The organism is Azospirillum sp. TSO5, from assembly GCF_003116065.1.
Classification (GTDB): Bacteria; Pseudomonadota; Alphaproteobacteria; order Azospirillales; family Azospirillaceae; genus Azospirillum.
The window spans coordinates 1-16,018 of sequence record NZ_LGQY01000014.1; the positions used below are offsets into that span (position 1 = coordinate 1).

The following is a 16,018-nucleotide window of genomic DNA, read 5'->3' on the forward strand; positions in this document are numbered from 1 at the left end:
GTGCCGGCTGCGGCAGCAGATCAACGTCATCAAGGACGCGCTGGACCGCGCGCTGGAGCCCATCCCCACCCTCAAGCCGCCAGTTGCTGGAGAGCCCACATGACCACCGCCGTGAAGCTGCCCAAGGACATGCTCTGGCGCGGGATCGAGTCCGCCGGCGGGTATCTGGAAACGATCGGTCGCACCAATCTGTACGATCTGAGCGAGGAGGAGTTCGACACCTTCCTGTGCCGGGCGGTGGCCGGCATATACCCCACCACGCCGTTCGATGCGGATTGGTCCGTGCGCGGGATCCACGAGGCGCGCAGCGCGGCCGGCACCTACATCGAGGGGACCGGCAAGGTCGACCTGATCCAGTTCCACCCGCTGCAGTTCGAGCGGCTGGTGGAGATCATCGTGACCACCTGGATCGAGCACTCCATCCCTTTCTAGCCCGCCTGGACGCCCAGGAGGAGCGCGCCGCCATCATGGAGTTCGACGCCGGAATGTACCGGCGGGTGGCGGAGCGCAAGGCGGCCCAGGACGTGGTGATATAGGCGACCGTCAGGTCGCCTTTTTTGTTGCCAATCGCGCACCAGGCCGATCACTGTTCAGCAGCTCCACGCCGGCCTCGACGAACACCCGCGTCACGGCGTCCGCCTTGTGCGTCAGCGCGCTGATCGGACCGTCGGTCTCCTCCCACTTCTTGATGGTCTCCGGCGAGATCGGCGCAAACTCAGCGGCGCGGTCGGCGAGTTCACGCCGTGTCCATCGCAATAGAGCGCGCGCTGCCCTGACCTGTTCCCCATACAGCGCCACGTATCACCTCCGGTAACAATCATCCTCCGGTACTCATATCGGTAATTCATACACCAAAAGCTTGCCTCAGTAACCCGAAAGATGCTACTCATACAGGTATCGGAACACCTGTTTAGGTGTCCGACCACCCATGAATGGATTGGTCATGAACGAGAAAGGACCGGCCGCGGTGTTACGCGGCCTGATCGAGAATGAGCGCCGTCACGAGGAACTGGTCGCAAGCGGCCAGCCCTACGCGGCGGTCGAGGAGGATCGCAACGACAAGCGTGCGGATCTGGAGGCGAAGCTGTTCGCGCTGCCCACCAGAACTCCCGCCGACGTGTCGATCAAGCTCCAGGCCCTGTGGCCGGACGTGGCGGTGAACCGGTCCTACGACCAGCCGCCCAGCGAGCAGCACGATCTCGCCGTCCAGCGGATGTGGGGCCTGATCCAGTCCGCCAAGTCGATCGCCGAGGAGTTCAGCGACGGCCTGGCTGCGTTCAACGAGCTGGCTCTGCCCAACGTGCCGACCGCCATCGTGGAGGCCGGCGCGCGGGCGGCCGGCATCACCCCGGAGCGGTTCCGCGCCGGGTGCGAGGCGGCAGCCGCCGCCCTGAAACGAAAGGAAGCGTAATGACTATTTTGACCCTACCGGCGATCAGCGGCGTGGCCCAACCGAGAATCGTGCGGGCCAGCCTGGAGCGCCGGCCGCTCGGCGAGGCAGCCGAGTGGATGCGGGACGTGGCGGCAGAGTGCTGTCGCCACCCCACCCTGAGCCGCGGCGTGGTGGAATATCTGCAGCACCGAGGCCTCGTGAACCAGTGCGTTCTGCTGGCCGCCGAGCCGAGCGGCCCGCTCTGCTTCCAGTTCATTGGCGTGCCCACCATGACCGTGATGGGCCGCGCCTGGGCGAGACAGCAGATTGGCCGCGCCGTGGCGGACGCCGACGACACCGAGTTCGGCGACGCGATGTTCGCCAGCTACGAAGAAGCCGTCGAGAGCGGCCAACCGGTGTTCAACCGGATCGCTCTCGACGGCTTGGCGTCCCCGCTCATCTACACGCACACCCTGGTTGGGTGGCGCGACGACACGGGGCGGCGGGCGGTTCTGTCCTGCGTTCAGCTTTGACGGGCAGCGTCGATCACGGCCTGCATGTCCAGAAAGAACGCAGACCGGCTGATCCGCATGAAATGCAACGGCGGGTACTCAAACCCGCACGGAGGATTCTGGTAGAGAATGGTCGGGCGATGCTCCAGAAAGCGTCTCCCGGCCTTTTTTTCTGCCCACTGCGGGACGGTGCCGGGCGCCACCATCCCACCCCACCAGTTCGGCGACCAGCGCCCCATGGCCAGCAGGCGCACCGCTCGGCCGACCAGATGGAACAGCCCCTTGCCGCGGGCGGCAGGATGCGTCCAGCCGGCCGTCAGGTAGCAGAATTGGCCGAGCGTCTTGAACGCCGTGTCGCTGGCACAGAAGCACATCTCGCCGACGCCATTGTCGCGCTCCGGATCGGCGTAGAAGAAGCTGAGATCCGACAGCCGGTCGCCGAAGCTGCGCTGACCGCAGTCGATCAGCACGCCGGCCTGGGTGGCCACAATCCGGCCGTCCGCGTCCGCCGCACCAACCCAGAACCAGCCGTCGCCGTTCGGCCGGTGCATGATCGGCAGCCAGCTGTCCAGGTTCTCCCGATTGATGCGCTCCAGCAGGTCCCAATCGTCGCAGGAGATCAGGGTGTAGCCGCGTTGGAGCGCGGTACCGCACAGCGCGTCACGAGCCGCACGCAACATGGCCTCGTTCTGGTGTCCGGTAAAGAGTGTGGTCTCGACGAGGCGCCGCTCCGGGCGCACGAAAGCGCTCGCATCCATGGCGAGGTGTCTCCTTTGCAAATTGTGGATGGAAGTGGCAGATCAGCGACGGGCGGGCTGCGGCTCGTACACGACGATGTCCACGGACGTGACGTGATCCAGGTGCCGGAGGACCAGCGGACGCACCGCGGCCCAGGACAAGCCGCCATTGCCGCACCCGAGCGGCGGCACCGCCACGCTGGCGATGCGCAGGTCGTTGTGCAGATGCGCAGCCAGATTGACGAGCCCCGTCTCGACCCACTCGATACGTGACGGGTCGCGCCAGTGGCGCTTGGTGGCGACATTGAGGATGATCGGGCCGTCGACCGTGGTGGTGACCAGCAGCCCGCCGGGTTGGAGCGCGCCGCTGCGGCACGCGGCCATGTATTCCGGCATGACTTCCGGATAGCGCTGACGGACACCCAGCGCCACGCCGGCGCCCATCACCCCGACGCAATTAACAGTGTTCACGATGGCCGAGACGTCAGCCTGGAAGATGTCGCCGTGGACAAAGCGGACCGTCATGCCGCCACCGGCTTGCGCACCGCCTCCCGCCACTCCTCGACCGCGCCCGGCCGCTCGTAATCTGGATTGCCGGCGAACGCGGCGTGGTAGGTGTCGCGCATCTCGGTGTGCGAGACGATTTTGCCGCCAATCACGTTTGCGCTACTGCCGGGCTCGGCGCCGGGGCCGTACCAGCCCGTGCGCTTCTCGTCGTCGGTCAATTCGCGCGGCTTGTCGTGCGGGCCGATCTCGCTGGCGCCGCAGGCGGTGCAGTGAAAGTGCCCACACTGGACGTACCCGACACCCACATCCGCCACGTCGCAGGTGGTGACGGTGCCGCAGTAAGGGCAGGGCGTTTCCCAGTCGTTGCGGGTGGCGTCGAATCCGCCGGCGCTCATCGCTGCCTCCCGATCATCAATACCACATCGCCTCCGACGATCTCCTCCACTCGGTAATCCCAGCGGTCACCCAGCACGTTGCGCGCCACCAAGCGCATGATGTCGGCCTTCTGGCTGCCGACCGGCCAGGCGCCCATTTCCTGCCCATAGGTGAGTCCGGTATCCACCTCCAGCGGGCCATTGGTGGCGACGTAACGCGCCAGAGCCTCCGGATCGTTTTCGAGGTCGTTCACGATCTCCGTGATTGATATGCGCAGGGAATCGGCGTCGTTCATCGCACACCCCCGCCGACCATCGCCTGCACCTCGGCCGGCAGAAGCGAAAGCCGCTCCCGGCACAGGCGGCCATAATATTCCGTGCTGCCGGCATCGGTTGGGGCGCTCTCGTTGTCGCCATAATGGCAAAGCCACAGAAATTGAGGCGCGGGCCACGGATCCAGGAACGCTCCCTTGTCACGCAGCCGGCCGATCTTATGGGCCACCCCCTCCCGAGCATCGTGATGTCCGGCCCAATACAGGGCAGCGTCCTGCTCAGGGGTCAATTTGTCGCCGTGGCGGTGGTTTTCCGGATGCCCTTCCCATCCGCCGGAGCTGAACAGGTCCCATTCACGCTCGGAACCGTGAGGCCGCCAGCAGTAATAGACATTGGCGCTATTCACCGCGTCGCCATGGTATGTGTCGAAGCGGGCCAGCAGCCCGCCGCCCGCATAGATGAACAGCGTGTCGTCGTAGCCAAACTTCTCGCTGTGGAACGGCAATTCCAGTGCGAGCGTCATGCCAAGCCGCTCCAGGATCGCCCGAAAATCCGCGACGCTTATCGAGAAGTGGCTGTCGCCGGCCTCCTGCAGCGCAGCGCGTTTCAGGCGATTGTGCCTGGCCGCGATTTGCATGCCGACGAGCCCAGTGAGTGTATCGCCACCGCTTCGCCGACCGGTGGTTTTCTCGGCGGCAGCAAGGGGGTCGAATTGAAGTACCTTGTCAAGCTCGTTCATCGGTCGCCCTCCCACCCCAGCGGCATCCGGAAACCGGCCGCCCGCGCGTGCCCGCCACCGCCGTAACGCCGGGCGATCTCCGACACGTCGGCGCCGTCGGCTTGGGAGCGCAACGAGAAGTGCCGCGCGTCCTTGCCGTCGTAATAACTCGCCGCGAACGGCTGACCGACCGACAGGCGGTTGCCGCCGTCCGACGCCATGCTCCACGGCAGGTTCGCCGCCGGGACTGGCACGCCGCCGATCACCATCTGGCGCGTGCTGGACAGCAGCAGGTCGCCCAGCAGCTTGTCGTGCGATCGCAGGATAGCAGCGCCCTCGGCGATCAGTAGCGGGCGCCGGGACGGGTTTTCCAGATCCCAGGCGAACTCGTTCCAAGCCGGGAAATTGAAAGGCTGGCTCATCAGCGCGGCGTGGATCTCGCGCGTGCCGTCGAGTTCGAATCGCCAGAGATCGCGGTCCTGAATGTGACGGATTAGTTCTGGAGTGGTTGTTCCCACGAGCCAGTCCCACGCCATCGCCGCGCCACTGCGGTTCATGTCGAACTCGCCATCCAGGGAGCCGCTTTTCAGCAGCGGCTCCAGATCGGCCTGCGCGGTCTTGTGGTGGTCCAGCACCACCACGTCGGCAGCCGCCTCGATCATCCGCTCCAGCACCGGGCGCTTGTAGCTGAAGTCGAGCAGGTAGACGATCTTGTCGGTCACATCCGGCGGGTCCTCGCCGTATTTGCCGGGGACGTACTCGGCGGTGCTGCCGAGCGCACGCCACGCCGCCCAGGCGGCCCCGAATCCATCGGCGCAGCCGCCGTGATAGATGACGATGGTGTCGGCGGTCACGGGGCGATCTCCTCGAATTGCGTGCGGTCGAGCGCGGCCAGGAAGCTGGTCACCAGATGCGGACCGGCATCGGTGTGGACCCAGTCGCCGGCGTGGCGCTGGTAGACGATCTGGGTGCCGTCGGTGCGGCGATACGCCTGACCCGGCACCAGGCGCGCCAGCAGGTCGAGGGTGACCCCCAGCGGCACCTCGTGCCGTTGCACCTCCGTGGCCAGAAACCACGCGGCGCTGTGCCGCGGATGGCGCGCGAACCAGCGGTCCAGAGCGGCGTGCAGGTCGCGCTCCAGTTCCTGCGCTTCCTCCTCCGTCACACCGACCAGATAGCCCTCGGCAAACTCGCCGCCGCCGTCTTCGATGGCGGTTTCGCTCATCTGGCCGATCAGGGCGTCGCCGGAGGGGTAGTGGTGCTGGTCGGCGGCGTGATTGGCGATGGCCGTGTAGACGACGGCGGTTTCGGCGGCCGGCGCGGTGTCGCCGGTGACGGCCCTGACGGCCGCATCCAGCGCCTGCTGGCGGTCGGCGAAGAAGTCGGCCTCGTAATTGTAGCCGTTCAGCGAGTAGACGAACTTCGGTTGCGGCGCCGGATCCAGCGGGAATAGGGTGGGTTCGTCGGTGGTCATGCCGTCACCTTTTCGACATGCGAGGCGGGAACGCGGATCCGGCTGTCCGCCGAGCGGATGCGGTCCAAGTCGGCAGGGTCGTCGTCGTAGGCCCGGAGCGTCAGGATGACGTGCGACTTGGCGCCGTCGAGCCCGCCTGGGTCGTAGTCGTCGTAGTAGCCACTCGGCGGGAAATACGACCCGGTCACCACAACGGCCTTGTCCGCCACGGTGGTGACGAGACCGCCCAGATGATCGCGCGGCTCGGTGAGGTGAATGCTACGCTCGTGGCCACCGAAGCGCTTGGAGCGCAAGATGCCGTAGGCCAGTGCGCTCACGAGACGGTCCCTGACGACGCCGGACGCTGCGATACCAAATTGCTTGGCGACAGCCTGGATGTCGTCCGATCGGTTCCTTTCCAGGTCGTCAACCACATCCTTGTGGCAGAGTGGATAACCGCAGCGGATGAACAGGCGTGGGTCGAGGATCCTGACCTTGTCGCCGATGCGGATAACGTTCTTCTTGCTCATGCCGGATACTCCCCACGCGCCCAGGCCGACAAGCGGGCGTGAACGTCACCGCCGTCGCGGAGATCGTCGAGGAAGTCGCGGATGGTTTGCCGCGCCGCCTCCTTGCCCTTGGCTTCGGCGACCTTCTCAGCTTCTTCGGCGCGCCGCGTGAAGTGCGAGTCGATCACCGTATTGGCGATCTCGGCCGCGGCGGTGCGCACCATCTCGCGGAGATCGGTCTCCTTGATGATGGCGGAGATGGCCGGCCGCACTGCCTCCCGCAGCTTGCCGCTGGGGAGCATCAGCCCGCGCACTTCGCTGCCGACCTCGCTGCTGATCGTGGCGTCGATGAACTCGGCGGCCCGGCCCAGCACCCGGCGGGCGAGGGCCTCGGCGGCCTGCTCCAGCACCTTGCGCTCGATCTCGACCAGCGCGTCCGGGTGCCGCTCGACCATCTCGCGCACGGCCTGCGCGTTCATGGTTATCTTGATGGCGCTCATGATCACCGCCCCCGCGAACTGGAGAAAAAATCGCGGAACACGCCGTCGAGCGCGTCGCGGGATGTCGGTTCGCCGCGGCACTCGGCGGCGCGGTCTTTCGCGTCGTCGCGCAGGATGCCGTTGCCAACATATTCGGCGGCGGTCGCGACCGCGTCGAACAGGCGCGCAGCGGCGCGCAGGGTGCTGTTGCTCATCAGGCGGATTCCTTGTTCGCGGCAAACCACCAGCGGGCCGCCGACGTCCGGTTGTTGGTGTTGATGCGGGCCAGCAGGGAGCGGACGCGCCCCTTGGCTCGGGGCACGCTGGTCGACAGGATCGCGGCGATCTCCTCGTCCGTCTTGCCGTCGGCCAGCAGCTTGATCAGGTCGCGCTCGTCGTCGCGCAGATCCGCGACGGTGATGCTGGAGCGCTCCAGCAGGTCGCGGTCGCGGTCGAACGTGATCCCAGCGTCATTGAAAATGCGGGCCAGGGACGAGCGGTTGTCGACATCCAGCAGCCTGAAGGCGGCCTTCATGTGGACCTTCACCGTCGCCTCGGAGATCTCCAGGTGATTGGCGATCTCCTTGTTGCTGAGCCCAGCCGCGGCACCGTAGCCGATCTCGAATTGGCGGAGCGGCATGCGCGCCAGCGGGCCGGTGGTCGGCTTGGCGGGAATTTTCAGCCCGATCGCCGCCTCGCAGACCTCGCGCACGGTGCGCTTGATGGTCTCCATCGACACGCCCTCGGCCGCGCCGGCGCGGGCTGCCGCCAAGACGCACTCCCTGAACGAGGGCGGGGCGCCCTCCTGCTGGATCGCTTCCATGTTTTCCTCTGGATTTGCGGTGCCGGCCTATTCCCGGCCGCCCATCGCCCGTTCGAGACGCGCCGTCGCGCGATGGATGCGCGATTGGATGGTGCCCATTGGAAGGCCTTCGGCCTGGGCAAGTTCCTGGTAGGTGACGCCGTCGATCTTGGCCGCAATGAACAGGCCGCGCCACGGCTCTGGGATCTGGTCGATGAAGGACAGCGTTTGCCGCAACTCGACCGCGACGTCCTGCCGGGCCACCGGCGCCATCAGCTTGTCGAAGGCAGCGTCCTCGGTCGCGATCTCCTGGACCAGCTTGCGGCGTCGACGGTCATTGATGTGCAGGTTCACCATGATCCGGTTCAACCAACCGCCCAGGTTCTGCCCATCGAAGCGTTCGCGGCTACTCCAAGCCCGCAACGCCGTGTCGCCGACCAACTCCTCAGCCCGAGTGCGGTCCTTCGTCAGATTGCGCGCTCGGCGGCGCATGGCCGGCAACATGGCGCCCAGCTGGGTGCCGAAGTCGTCGGGCGGGCCGGACATCACGCAGCCGCCTTCTCGACGCCGTTGTTCATCGCCCAGATGGCGGCCTGGGTGCGGTTGGTGGCGCCGATCTTGCGCAGCAGGCTCTTCAGATGAACCTTCACGGTCGCCTCGGTGATGCCGATCTTGTGGGCAATCACCTTGTTGCTGTCGCCCACCATCAGGCGCTGCAGAAGCTGGAGTTCGCGCGGGGAGATGCTGTGGTTGCCGACGCGCAGCGAGTCCTGCGTCGTGCCGCTGGTAATGCTGATGCGCACGCGTCCGGTGGCGTTGAGACGGTCCACCACGGCGGCGATCTCTCGGGCGGCCTCGTCCATGGCTTCTTCGGTCAGGGATTCGATGGAATAGGTGACATTCTTGTGCACGGCAATCTCCGAATTTTGAGGGGGGAAGGCTGAGCCTCTGACGCCTCAAGCCCCGCGACCGGTTTGACGGTCTACGGGGCTGGGGTCCGGTCTTCTTCCTCCGGAAGCAGGAGGCGGTGTTTTTTGGGCGATTACCCGAGGGGGCCTCCCCTCACCCTCAACGCCAAGTCCCGGCTTGGCTCCGGCCCGCACGCCAGCGGGAGGGGTCTTGCGGCTTCCGCCGTCACATACTGGTCATTCTCGACCTACCTTTCCTTCGGGCTGGAGGTTGCGCCGGGCTTTCCCCGGCCGGTGGCATGGTGGCCTCCATCGGCTTCGTTACCGGACGGTGCGGCGGGTTCCGGCCGACCCGACAGTTGCCGCTCACTGGATTGGCGCCATCTTCATCGTGCGCCGCTCTGTGATTCCGAGGTACCAGTGACGCTCGTCCCCTGCAACACCTTTTTAGTCCTATCTGGACTATTTATCCTTAAGCGCAGACCGCCTCCAGGCGCTCGGTGGCGCGGCTCAGGCGCGACTTGATGGTGCCGATGTTCACGCCCTCACGCTGGGCCGCCTCTTCGTAGCTGCAGCCTTCCACCCGCACCAAGTCGATCACCCGGCGCATGTGGTCCGGCAGATCGTCCAGCGCCCGCAGCGCCTCGCGCAGTTCGACCGTGACGTGCTGGGCGGGAGGCTGCGCCGGCATGTGAAACTCCAAGTCCTCCACGTCGGTCCGCTTCCGGGACGCGGCCGAGCGATGCTCGTTGATCCGCATATTTCGCATGATGGTGGCCATCCACGCGCCAATGCTGGTGCCGTCGCGGAACTGATCGCGCTTCTCCAGCGCTTTCAGAACCGTCTCGCTGATCAGATCCTCGGCCGCCGCATTGTTGCGCGTCAGGCTCCAGGCCAAGCCGGCAAGCTTGTGTGATTGCTCCGCCACCTGCCGCTCAAAGTCGGACGGGAGCGACCGACGCGCGGCCTGCGGTTTGATCATGGTAGGCGGGAGCGCCGCCGGTAGCGCCCTGACCCGCGGCACGGTGACCGGCGGGGGAGGGGCGGGCGCGTCCGCTGCGGGCGGCGGGGGCGGTGGTGGCGCTGGAGGCTGTGCCGGCTGGTCCGCAGCCTCCAGTGCGTCGAGCATGTCGATCACGCGGACGCCGAACCAGCCGGCCACCGTCCCCCGGCGCACGCCGCGCTGGAGGTGGAATCGAATGGTGCCGATCTCCTCCGGCGTCAGCGTGCGCGGCATAGCGTCCCCTCGCAAGTCCGATTTGGACTATCTTCGATCAAAACTTCTTGCCGCCGTCCAGCACCCGGTTCTCCGGCTTGTGATCCGGCCGGTTGGCATTGAAGGCCATTTTCTCCAGCACCGCGCCGCCCACATCCAGTTCCAGGTAGCCGGCCAGGTCGAAGATGCGGATCAGGGCGTCGGCCAGCTCCACCTCGACCATCTTCCGGTGCGGCAGCTTGTCGTCCTGGAGGCCCTTGCGATAGCCCTCCATGGCCTCGCTGATCTCGCTGTGGATCAGGCACAGCATCTCCGGCACGTTCCGCTGCAGCGGCTGGCCGGTCTTCAGATCGGTGTACCAGCCGGCCGCGCGCGACGCGCCGTGGCATTCGGCGACGGCGACATGGAGGCCGTGATAGATGATGTCCTTGTTGCCCTGATTCATCCTCATGATCCCTTCTGATGGATGTGATTGAAAATCCTGCGCCACACAAACGAGCGGAGCAGGCTGATGATGGTGAAAGCGGTCACGACCACGGTGTTCTGCGCCGCGCTGACCGGCCAGCCGATGAGCGGGTAGATCACCATGCCGGCCAGCCAGGACAGCACGAAGCCGGAAGCCGTATTGGCTGCCGCCTCGACGGCGGACATGAGGCGCGATTGACTCACGGCGCCGACTCCTTACCGCTCGGGGGATGCGCACCCTTGCGCCACGCCAGCAGGAGCAGACGCCTTCGCGTCTCGCCGGTGCCGTCGTTCCAATAGAAAAGCCCCATCAGGCTGCTGAGCGTGCCGAGGTGCTGCCGCACGTAGACCGGGCAGACGCCGCTGTGTCGACGGGCCACCGCCAGCACGCTGCGGTAGGTGAGGCGCATCATGCCACGATGGAGGCGGGTGAGGTGTTCCCCGATCTCCGTCGGCGGGCGGCGCGATTCCGCATCGGCCTGCTCATAGTTCCCGCCGGCCCGCAGGTCATCGTATTTGCGGAGCGCCCAGAGCAGCCCGCCAGGCATACCGGCAACGTCCAAGGTGCCGCGCATGGTTGCGAGTTGGATGTGAGTGGGTGCGTCAGGCATTGGGCACCTCCCAGTTCCACCAGCCCTGTTTGCCCTTGGCCGGAATGGGTTCCGGTAGCGGGGTGATATCGGCCAGTTCCCAGGCGAAGCGACCAGGGAACCAGTTGCCGACGGCACGCTCGTCGTCGCTGACGGCCGGGGCCAATTCTCCGGCAGTTGGCCAGGAAGCAACCAGTCTTGCGGTTCCCAGCACATATCCGTGCGGCAGCTCGGATTGATAGAAGCCGCCAAATTCCTTCATGCAGATTTTGCAGACAGCGTCACCGGCCATCCAGGACGGGACGACCTTCTTGGCGGCATGGATGGCGATCACGGATCCATGCAGATTATTCGGATAGTCGTAGCCGCGCGTCTCGAACCGCTTGCGGCCGGCGAAGATCAGCGATGCCCACGGCTGCCATAAGCTGATGGCGCGCATCACTCACCCCCAACCGCGACGGTGGTGATGCCCAGGCACTCGCGGGCGTAATCCTTGACCACCTTGCCGCCCGTACTGACCAGCCCCAGGCCCAGCACCATGGTGGCCAGCTTCTCCAGCCGCTTCTGCGCGGTCGGCCGCCACCACACGGCGTTCCAGCCGTCTTCGTCCTGCGCCTTCCAAGCCAGCGTCCAGCCGTCGCCGCGGGGCGGGGCCGGGCGCCAGCAGGGGGTGGTTTCCGGATCAGCGTCCTCATCGAGCCGCACGCAGTGGACATCGTAGCCGGCAGCCTTCAGATGATCGCTGTGGTGGGCGCCGGCCGCGTCGTCGGGCAGATCGCCGTGGACGGTGCCGTCGGCGTTGGGCGGGAAGCCGCAGAAGGTGTCGGGGGTGGTGGACCCGGCCGCACCCTCAGCGCGCTCCATCCAGTATTGGCGGCTCTCGCGATAATCATCGGCCCAGTCCAACAAGACTGGGACATCGCAGTACAGGTCGGTCATCTCGTCGTCGGTCAGCGTCTCCCCCTTGCGAGCGCGCTCGATCAGCGGCCGGATCCGCTTGATTTCCGGCGCGTCGTTCATGTCAGTGGGCGGCTTGCGCAGACCGGGCTCCGCGTTGCCGTTGGAGGGGCTGGCTTCTTCATCCTGCATAGACATGCGGGTCTCCCGTGAATTGATCGATTGATTGGGGCGGTGGTCAGATCACCAGGAACCGGCTCGGCCGGCTGGCGGCGACATACAGGAGCTTGGCCATCTCCTGCGGTCTCCCGCGGTTCTTGGAGATGTCCGGCAGGTCCACGAACACCGTCCCGAACGTGCTGCCCTGAGACCGGTGGACGGTCATGGCGTAGACGCTCTGCACTTCGCTGAATTGCTCGGTGAACAGGAAGTAGGCCGGCCAGTTGGAGCGATCGGCCCGAGCGGCGTTCTTCAGTTCGTATTCCAGGGCGTTGTAGAAATCCCGGCCGTCCTCGCGGACCACCAGCACCTCGCCGCGCACGTCCTCGTCGTTCTTCATGTCCAGCGCCCAGACCGGCACGCCGCGGGGGCCAGTGGTCGCCTCGACCCGCTGGACGACCGCTTCCTCGTCGGTGCTGAACACGGTCACCGGCCGGCCCGCCTGGACCTGCATCACGGGCCGGCGGAACAGCAGGCGCTCGCCCTCGACGAACGGCGGGGCGTTTTCGCCATAGACCGCGGCGCGGACCATCTTGTTGACGTTCGCCACGGTGTTGTTGGTCCAGGCCAGATACCGGAAGGCGTCGTTGTCGTCGCGGAAGGTTTGGCTGAGAAAGCCGTCCAGCACCCAGGCGTCCAGATTGCCGTCGGCGCGGTAGATACCGCTGCCGTCGGAGCCGGTCGCCGGCGCGAAGGCATCCCAGTCGATCACGCCCGTGTCGATCATGCCGCGGATGTCGGCGGTCAGCGCGATGATGGGATTCTCGTCGCGCTGTCGCATGATGGTGCTCAGCACGGCGCGGCGCTCGGTATTGAACGACACGCTCAGATCCTCGCCGACCGGCGGAAGCTGCTTCGGATCGCCCACATAGATGACGATGTGCCGGTTCAGCATGCGGCGGATGTAGGTCATCATCTCGGAGTTCAGCATGCTGCACTCGTCGATGATGACGATCCGGAAGTCCTGGCTGGAATCGCGCCCGTCCTTCTTCAGCGACCGCTTCTCGTCGCTGTTGCCCGGCTTCACGCCCAGCAGCTTGTAGATCGTCATGCAAGGCGTATCGAGACCGGCGGCCCGGTTCTTCTGCACCAGCACCTTAACCGCCTTGTTGGTGGGTGCCGTCAGGACGATCGGGATGCGCGGGTTGCGGAGGACCAGTTCCTGGACTGAAAAAGTCTTCCCGGTCCCAGCGAATCCTTGCAGGACAATCTCGGCCCCGCCGTAGAGCCGGCTGATGGCCATGGCGCCGTCGATGGTTTCCTGGATGATGCGGAGCGCCTCCTCCTGCTCACTGGACAGGGTGAGGCGGTTGGTCGCCGACATGGCGCGCTCCTCGAATATCGTGCGGTGGGTCGACATCCAACCTGTCAGGCGTCGCGCCGCGTGTAAATAGTCTGTTTTGTCATTTCGCAAAATTGCGGCGCAGCAATGGTTATCCATAGGTTCAGCGAGAGGCGCCGCATAAAATAGTCCATAAAGGACTTGCGCGGCGGCGGGCGTTGGCGTAGATGGGGAAGGCGGCTTGATGAAACTGACGTTTATGACGAAAGCCGCCCCCTACACCCCAGGAGTTGAGCATGGTTGCTCTCCAACCGGCGCCGGCGCACGCCGACACCGTCACCATTCTCGAATGCACGGAAGACCACCGGGCCACGAAGCGGATCCGGCTGGGCCCGGGTGCCACCGGCACGGTGATCGACGGCTACGACGCCGGTACGTGGTTCATGGCCCGCGAGGTGCCGGTCAACAGCTTCGATGATCTGGCGGCACTGCTGCAACAGCACAGCGCCAACCCGAAGGCCTTCGTGATCCGCGGGGCGGCGAGCGGCGCGTGGAGCCTGGAGTTTCCGGTGCGTCGCACCAGCATCAGCAAGCCCATGCAGCCGGCCGCTTTCCGCGCGCAGCCGCGCCGCTGGCTGGCCATCGACATGGACAAGGTGCCGATGCCTGCCGGAACCGATCCGGTCAGCGATCCGGACGACGCCATCGAATACCTGCGCGGCCAGCTACCCGACGAGTTCCAGGAAGCGAGCTGCTGGTGGCAATTCACCAGCGGTCAGGGCTTCAAGGGCGACACGCTGAACGCGCGTCTGTGGTTCTGGCTGGACCGTCCGCTGAACGACGTGCAGCTGCGCACCTGGGCGCGCGAGCGGGATCACATCGATGCGGCGCTCTACAACGCCGCCGAGCCCCACTACATCGCCGCGCCGATCCTGGGCCCTGGCGTGCGCGACCCGCTGCCCCGCCGGTCGGGTGTGCACCGCGGCGAGACGGACGAGGTGATGCTGCGCCTGCCGGAGCGCGAGGAGATGGCCGCCCGCGAATGGACGCGCCAGCTGGCCGCCGACGGCGGGACGGAGGTCGCGCTGCACGAGGTGGTGGACTACCTCAACGCCATCCCGAACGACGACCTGGCGTACGACGAGTGGCTGTCGGTCGGGTCGAAGGTGAAGGCCGCGGTGGGCGACGCCGGCGAGGATGCGTTCGTCGAGTGGTCGGCCCGGTCCAAAAAGCACGACGACGACGTGGCGCGCCGCAAGTACCGCAGCCTGCAGGGCGGTGGCTCGCCGCTGGCCCTATACCTGATGGCGCGCGACCACGGCTACACCTTCGACCACATCTTCGATCTCGGCGCGATCCGCGTGAACGCGCTGAACCGCGCCAACCGGTCGGCGTCGGCGGGCGCGCCGGAGCTGCAGGAGGAGGACGAGGACTGGGAGATGGAGGATCCCATCGCCCCCGCCCAGCCGATCACGCAGGAAGAGGAACCGAACCGGTCCGTGCTGATCGAGACCGCAACCAACGCCTTCCCCGAGCCGGTCGGCCTGCTGCGCGACATCCGCGACCACATTGTGGCATCAGCCATCTACCCGCAGCCCGAGCTGGCGCTCGCCGCCTCCCTGGCCATCGTCGGAACCGCCATGGGTCGCCGCTATACCTTCGGCAGCAACATCCGCGCCAATTTGTACCTGCTCGGCATCGCGCCGTCGGGCAGCGGCAAGGGGCATGTGCTGGGCCAGGTGGAGCAGATTCTGGAGGACGCCAAGCTGGGGAATTGCCTCGGCGGCATGGCGCCGGCCAGCGGCGCGGCTGTCAATTCGCGCATCGTGGACCACCCCGTGACGATCTACGCCATCGACGAGTTCGGCATGTTCCTGAAAGCCGCGCTGGACAGCAAGGCCCCGCCGCACATGCGCGAGGTGGTGAATGTCTGGACGCAGCTTTACACCAAATCCGCCGGCCGGTATTCGGAGAAGGACCGCGCCGATCGCAAAGCCGCCGCCCCGCGGGTCGTGCAGCACCCGCACCTGACGGTGTTCGGCGTGACCGCCGAGACGCACGTCTGGAGCGGGCTGAACACCGCCGCCCTGACCGACGGCAGCATCGCCCGGTTCATGGTGTTCGAATCCCGCGAGGACTACCCCTACCCGGTGTTCGAACCGAAGTCCGGCGCCACCCCGCCCGGTATCGCGGCAGCGCTCCGCACCGTCTACGACCGCGGCGGCGACCCGAACGCCGGCAATCTGGCCGGCGTGAATGCCGAGACGGCCCCCAGCATGCGGCCAGTGAGCTCGGTCCTGGCCGCGGAGGCGATGTTCCGCGAGGCGATGGTCTGGGAATGGCAGAACCGCAAGAAGCACGCCGCCAGCGGCATGGCGTCCATCTACGGCCGGTTCGTGGAACAGGCCAAGAAGCTGGCGTTCATCCACGCCGTCGGCCGCGATCCCTACCGCGCCACGGTGGAGGAGATCGACGCCCAGTGGGGCCTGGATCTGGCCAGCATGCTGATCGACCACGTCGTGCGCCGCGCATCGGAGAACGTCGCCGAGAACGAGCAGGAGCGGCGGGTCAAGACGGTGTTGAAGCTGATCCGCGAGGCGCCGGGCGGCAAGCTGCCGATGAACGAGTTGACCCGCCGGACGCAGGGCATCAGCACCCGCGACCGCCGCGACATCATCGACGTGTTGGCCCAGTCCGGCCAGATC

General features: G+C 66.3%; 25 protein-coding genes. 4 read left to right on the plus strand and 21 right to left on the minus strand.

The features are described 5' to 3' along the window. The first annotated feature begins 99 nt into the window (after positions 1-99). Positions 100-432 (plus strand): hypothetical protein, encoded by a 333-nt coding sequence (locus TSO5_RS32575; RefSeq protein ID WP_158282346.1) that lies wholly within the window; start codon positions 100-102, stop codon positions 430-432. A 111-nt stretch (positions 433-543) separates the two neighbouring features. On the opposite strand, the gene TSO5_RS03485 is transcribed toward TSO5_RS32575, so the two are convergent. Then, positions 544-798: a hypothetical protein gene (locus TSO5_RS03485; RefSeq protein ID WP_109150268.1), complete on the minus strand. Its 255-nt coding sequence runs from the start codon at positions 796-798 to the stop codon at positions 544-546. Between the two features lie 145 nt (positions 799-943). Here TSO5_RS03485 and TSO5_RS03490 point away from each other — a divergent pair, with 145 nt between their 5' ends. Together TSO5_RS03490 and TSO5_RS03495 are read left to right on the plus strand one after the other, a co-directional pair. Next, on the plus strand, positions 944-1,411 hold the full coding sequence (locus TSO5_RS03490) for a hypothetical protein (RefSeq protein WP_146203674.1): 468 nt from the start codon (positions 944-946) through the stop codon (positions 1,409-1,411). Next, positions 1,411-1,905: a hypothetical protein gene (locus TSO5_RS03495; protein WP_109150270.1), complete on the plus strand. Its 495-nt coding sequence runs from the start codon at positions 1,411-1,413 to the stop codon at positions 1,903-1,905. Before TSO5_RS03490 ends, TSO5_RS03495 begins: the two co-directional genes overlap by 1 nt. Here TSO5_RS03495 and TSO5_RS03500 read toward each other — a convergent pair. From TSO5_RS03500 to TSO5_RS03595, 20 genes are all read right to left on the minus strand, one after another. Next, the gene (locus TSO5_RS03500; RefSeq protein ID WP_109150271.1) at positions 1,896-2,642 is read right to left on the minus strand and encodes a hypothetical protein; all 747 of its coding nucleotides are present in this window, start codon (positions 2,640-2,642) and stop codon (positions 1,896-1,898) included. The two genes, TSO5_RS03495 and TSO5_RS03500, sit on opposite strands and share 10 nt — an antisense overlap. 42 nt (positions 2,643-2,684) lie before the next feature. Next, positions 2,685-3,146, minus strand: a complete 462-nt coding sequence (locus TSO5_RS03505) for a macro domain-containing protein (protein WP_109150272.1) — start codon at positions 3,144-3,146, stop codon at positions 2,685-2,687. Then, positions 3,143-3,523 carry a hypothetical protein gene (locus tag TSO5_RS03510; protein ID WP_109150273.1) on the minus strand — a complete coding sequence of 127 codons (381 nt, stop codon included), beginning with the start codon at positions 3,521-3,523 and terminating at the stop codon, positions 3,143-3,145. Before TSO5_RS03510 ends, TSO5_RS03505 begins: the two co-directional genes overlap by 4 nt. Then, the gene (locus TSO5_RS03515) at positions 3,520-3,798 is read right to left on the minus strand and encodes a hypothetical protein (RefSeq protein WP_109150274.1); all 279 of its coding nucleotides are present in this window, start codon (positions 3,796-3,798) and stop codon (positions 3,520-3,522) included. The genes TSO5_RS03510 and TSO5_RS03515 overlap by 4 nt, the downstream gene beginning before the upstream one ends. After that, positions 3,795-4,514 carry a hypothetical protein gene (locus TSO5_RS03520; protein ID WP_146203675.1) on the minus strand — a complete coding sequence of 240 codons (720 nt, stop codon included), beginning with the start codon at positions 4,512-4,514 and terminating at the stop codon, positions 3,795-3,797. Before TSO5_RS03520 ends, TSO5_RS03515 begins: the two co-directional genes overlap by 4 nt. After that, positions 4,511-5,347 carry a phosphohydrolase gene (locus tag TSO5_RS03525; protein WP_247870572.1) on the minus strand — a complete coding sequence of 279 codons (837 nt, stop codon included), beginning with the start codon at positions 5,345-5,347 and terminating at the stop codon, positions 4,511-4,513. The genes TSO5_RS03520 and TSO5_RS03525 overlap by 4 nt, the downstream gene beginning before the upstream one ends. After that, on the minus strand, positions 5,344-5,967 hold the full coding sequence (locus tag TSO5_RS03530) for a hypothetical protein (RefSeq protein ID WP_109150276.1): 624 nt from the start codon (positions 5,965-5,967) through the stop codon (positions 5,344-5,346). Before TSO5_RS03530 ends, TSO5_RS03525 begins: the two co-directional genes overlap by 4 nt. Then, positions 5,964-6,476, minus strand: a complete 513-nt coding sequence (locus TSO5_RS03535; protein ID WP_109150277.1) for a hypothetical protein — start codon at positions 6,474-6,476, stop codon at positions 5,964-5,966. Before TSO5_RS03535 ends, TSO5_RS03530 begins: the two co-directional genes overlap by 4 nt. Continuing rightward, positions 6,473-6,955, minus strand: coding sequence for a hypothetical protein (locus tag TSO5_RS03540; protein ID WP_109150278.1), 483 nt, complete (start codon positions 6,953-6,955; stop codon positions 6,473-6,475). Before TSO5_RS03540 ends, TSO5_RS03535 begins: the two co-directional genes overlap by 4 nt. Before the next feature lie 2 nt (positions 6,956-6,957). Next, a complete protein-coding gene (locus tag TSO5_RS03545) occupies positions 6,958-7,149 on the minus strand; it encodes a hypothetical protein (protein ID WP_109150279.1) in 192 nt (63 codons plus the stop codon). After that, positions 7,149-7,706 carry a LuxR C-terminal-related transcriptional regulator gene (locus tag TSO5_RS03550; protein ID WP_247870573.1) on the minus strand — a complete coding sequence of 186 codons (558 nt, stop codon included), beginning with the start codon at positions 7,704-7,706 and terminating at the stop codon, positions 7,149-7,151. The genes TSO5_RS03545 and TSO5_RS03550 overlap by 1 nt, the downstream gene beginning before the upstream one ends. A gap of 78 nt (positions 7,707-7,784) precedes the next feature. Beyond that, entirely contained in the window at positions 7,785-8,282 is a 498-nt protein-coding gene (locus TSO5_RS03555; RefSeq protein ID WP_109150281.1) for an RNA polymerase sigma factor, read from the minus strand. Further along, positions 8,282-8,647 (minus strand): LuxR C-terminal-related transcriptional regulator, encoded by a 366-nt coding sequence (locus TSO5_RS33765; protein WP_348981044.1) that lies wholly within the window; start codon positions 8,645-8,647, stop codon positions 8,282-8,284. The genes TSO5_RS03555 and TSO5_RS33765 overlap by 1 nt, the downstream gene beginning before the upstream one ends. A gap of 469 nt (positions 8,648-9,116) precedes the next feature. Next, positions 9,117-9,881, minus strand: coding sequence for an RNA polymerase sigma factor (locus TSO5_RS03565; protein ID WP_109150282.1), 765 nt, complete (start codon positions 9,879-9,881; stop codon positions 9,117-9,119). Between the two features lie 37 nt (positions 9,882-9,918). Continuing rightward, positions 9,919-10,311 carry a hypothetical protein gene (locus TSO5_RS03570; protein WP_199230793.1) on the minus strand — a complete coding sequence of 131 codons (393 nt, stop codon included), beginning with the start codon at positions 10,309-10,311 and terminating at the stop codon, positions 9,919-9,921. Continuing rightward, positions 10,308-10,529, minus strand: a complete 222-nt coding sequence (locus TSO5_RS03575; protein ID WP_146203676.1) for a hypothetical protein — start codon at positions 10,527-10,529, stop codon at positions 10,308-10,310. Before TSO5_RS03575 ends, TSO5_RS03570 begins: the two co-directional genes overlap by 4 nt. Beyond that, entirely contained in the window at positions 10,526-10,936 is a 411-nt protein-coding gene (locus TSO5_RS03580) for a hypothetical protein (protein ID WP_146203677.1), read from the minus strand. The genes TSO5_RS03575 and TSO5_RS03580 overlap by 4 nt, the downstream gene beginning before the upstream one ends. After that, positions 10,929-11,354 (minus strand): ASCH domain-containing protein, encoded by a 426-nt coding sequence (locus TSO5_RS03585; protein ID WP_109150285.1) that lies wholly within the window; start codon positions 11,352-11,354, stop codon positions 10,929-10,931. Before TSO5_RS03585 ends, TSO5_RS03580 begins: the two co-directional genes overlap by 8 nt. Continuing rightward, positions 11,354-12,010: a hypothetical protein gene (locus TSO5_RS03590; protein ID WP_146203678.1), complete on the minus strand. Its 657-nt coding sequence runs from the start codon at positions 12,008-12,010 to the stop codon at positions 11,354-11,356. Before TSO5_RS03590 ends, TSO5_RS03585 begins: the two co-directional genes overlap by 1 nt. A 40-nt stretch (positions 12,011-12,050) precedes the next feature. Beyond that, positions 12,051-13,355 carry an AAA family ATPase gene (locus tag TSO5_RS03595; RefSeq protein ID WP_158282347.1) on the minus strand — a complete coding sequence of 435 codons (1,305 nt, stop codon included), beginning with the start codon at positions 13,353-13,355 and terminating at the stop codon, positions 12,051-12,053. 254 nt (positions 13,356-13,609) lie between these two features. Between TSO5_RS03595 and TSO5_RS03600 the strand changes: the two genes are divergently transcribed. Next, a partial coding sequence (locus TSO5_RS03600) for a PriCT-2 domain-containing protein (protein WP_199230794.1) occupies positions 13,610-16,018 on the plus strand: 2,409 nt, incomplete at its 3' end.

Coding starts and splice junctions, on each gene's coding strand:
- TSO5_RS03495 (WP_109150270.1), top strand. CDS start 1,411: ATGACTATTTTGACCCTACCGGCGATCAGCGGCGTGGCCCAACCGAGA.
- TSO5_RS03565 (WP_109150282.1), bottom strand. CDS start 9,881: ATGCCGCGCACGCTGACGCCGGAGGAGATCGGCACCATTCGATTCCAC.
- TSO5_RS03595 (WP_158282347.1), bottom strand. CDS start 13,355: ATGTCGGCGACCAACCGCCTCACCCTGTCCAGTGAGCAGGAGGAGGCG.
- TSO5_RS03515 (WP_109150274.1), bottom strand. CDS start 3,798: ATGAACGACGCCGATTCCCTGCGCATATCAATCACGGAGATCGTGAAC.
- TSO5_RS03570 (WP_199230793.1), bottom strand. CDS start 10,311: ATGAGGATGAATCAGGGCAACAAGGACATCATCTATCACGGCCTCCAT.
- TSO5_RS03500 (WP_109150271.1), bottom strand. CDS start 2,642: ATGGATGCGAGCGCTTTCGTGCGCCCGGAGCGGCGCCTCGTCGAGACC.
- TSO5_RS03535 (WP_109150277.1), bottom strand. CDS start 6,476: ATGAGCAAGAAGAACGTTATCCGCATCGGCGACAAGGTCAGGATCCTC.
- TSO5_RS03540 (WP_109150278.1), bottom strand. CDS start 6,955: ATGAGCGCCATCAAGATAACCATGAACGCGCAGGCCGTGCGCGAGATG.
- TSO5_RS03490 (WP_146203674.1), top strand. CDS start 944: ATGAACGAGAAAGGACCGGCCGCGGTGTTACGCGGCCTGATCGAGAAT.
- TSO5_RS03545 (WP_109150279.1), bottom strand. CDS start 7,149: ATGAGCAACAGCACCCTGCGCGCCGCTGCGCGCCTGTTCGACGCGGTC.
- TSO5_RS03580 (WP_146203677.1), bottom strand. CDS start 10,936: ATGCCTGACGCACCCACTCACATCCAACTCGCAACCATGCGCGGCACC.
- TSO5_RS32575 (WP_158282346.1), top strand. CDS start 100: ATGACCACCGCCGTGAAGCTGCCCAAGGACATGCTCTGGCGCGGGATC.
- TSO5_RS03520 (WP_146203675.1), bottom strand. CDS start 4,514: ATGAACGAGCTTGACAAGGTACTTCAATTCGACCCCCTTGCTGCCGCC.
- TSO5_RS03510 (WP_109150273.1), bottom strand. CDS start 3,523: ATGAGCGCCGGCGGATTCGACGCCACCCGCAACGACTGGGAAACGCCC.
- TSO5_RS03505 (WP_109150272.1), bottom strand. CDS start 3,146: ATGACGGTCCGCTTTGTCCACGGCGACATCTTCCAGGCTGACGTCTCG.
- TSO5_RS03585 (WP_109150285.1), bottom strand. CDS start 11,354: ATGCGCGCCATCAGCTTATGGCAGCCGTGGGCATCGCTGATCTTCGCC.
- TSO5_RS03555 (WP_109150281.1), bottom strand. CDS start 8,282: ATGTCCGGCCCGCCCGACGACTTCGGCACCCAGCTGGGCGCCATGTTG.
- TSO5_RS03590 (WP_146203678.1), bottom strand. CDS start 12,010: ATGTCTATGCAGGATGAAGAAGCCAGCCCCTCCAACGGCAACGCGGAG.
- TSO5_RS03530 (WP_109150276.1), bottom strand. CDS start 5,967: ATGACCACCGACGAACCCACCCTATTCCCGCTGGATCCGGCGCCGCAA.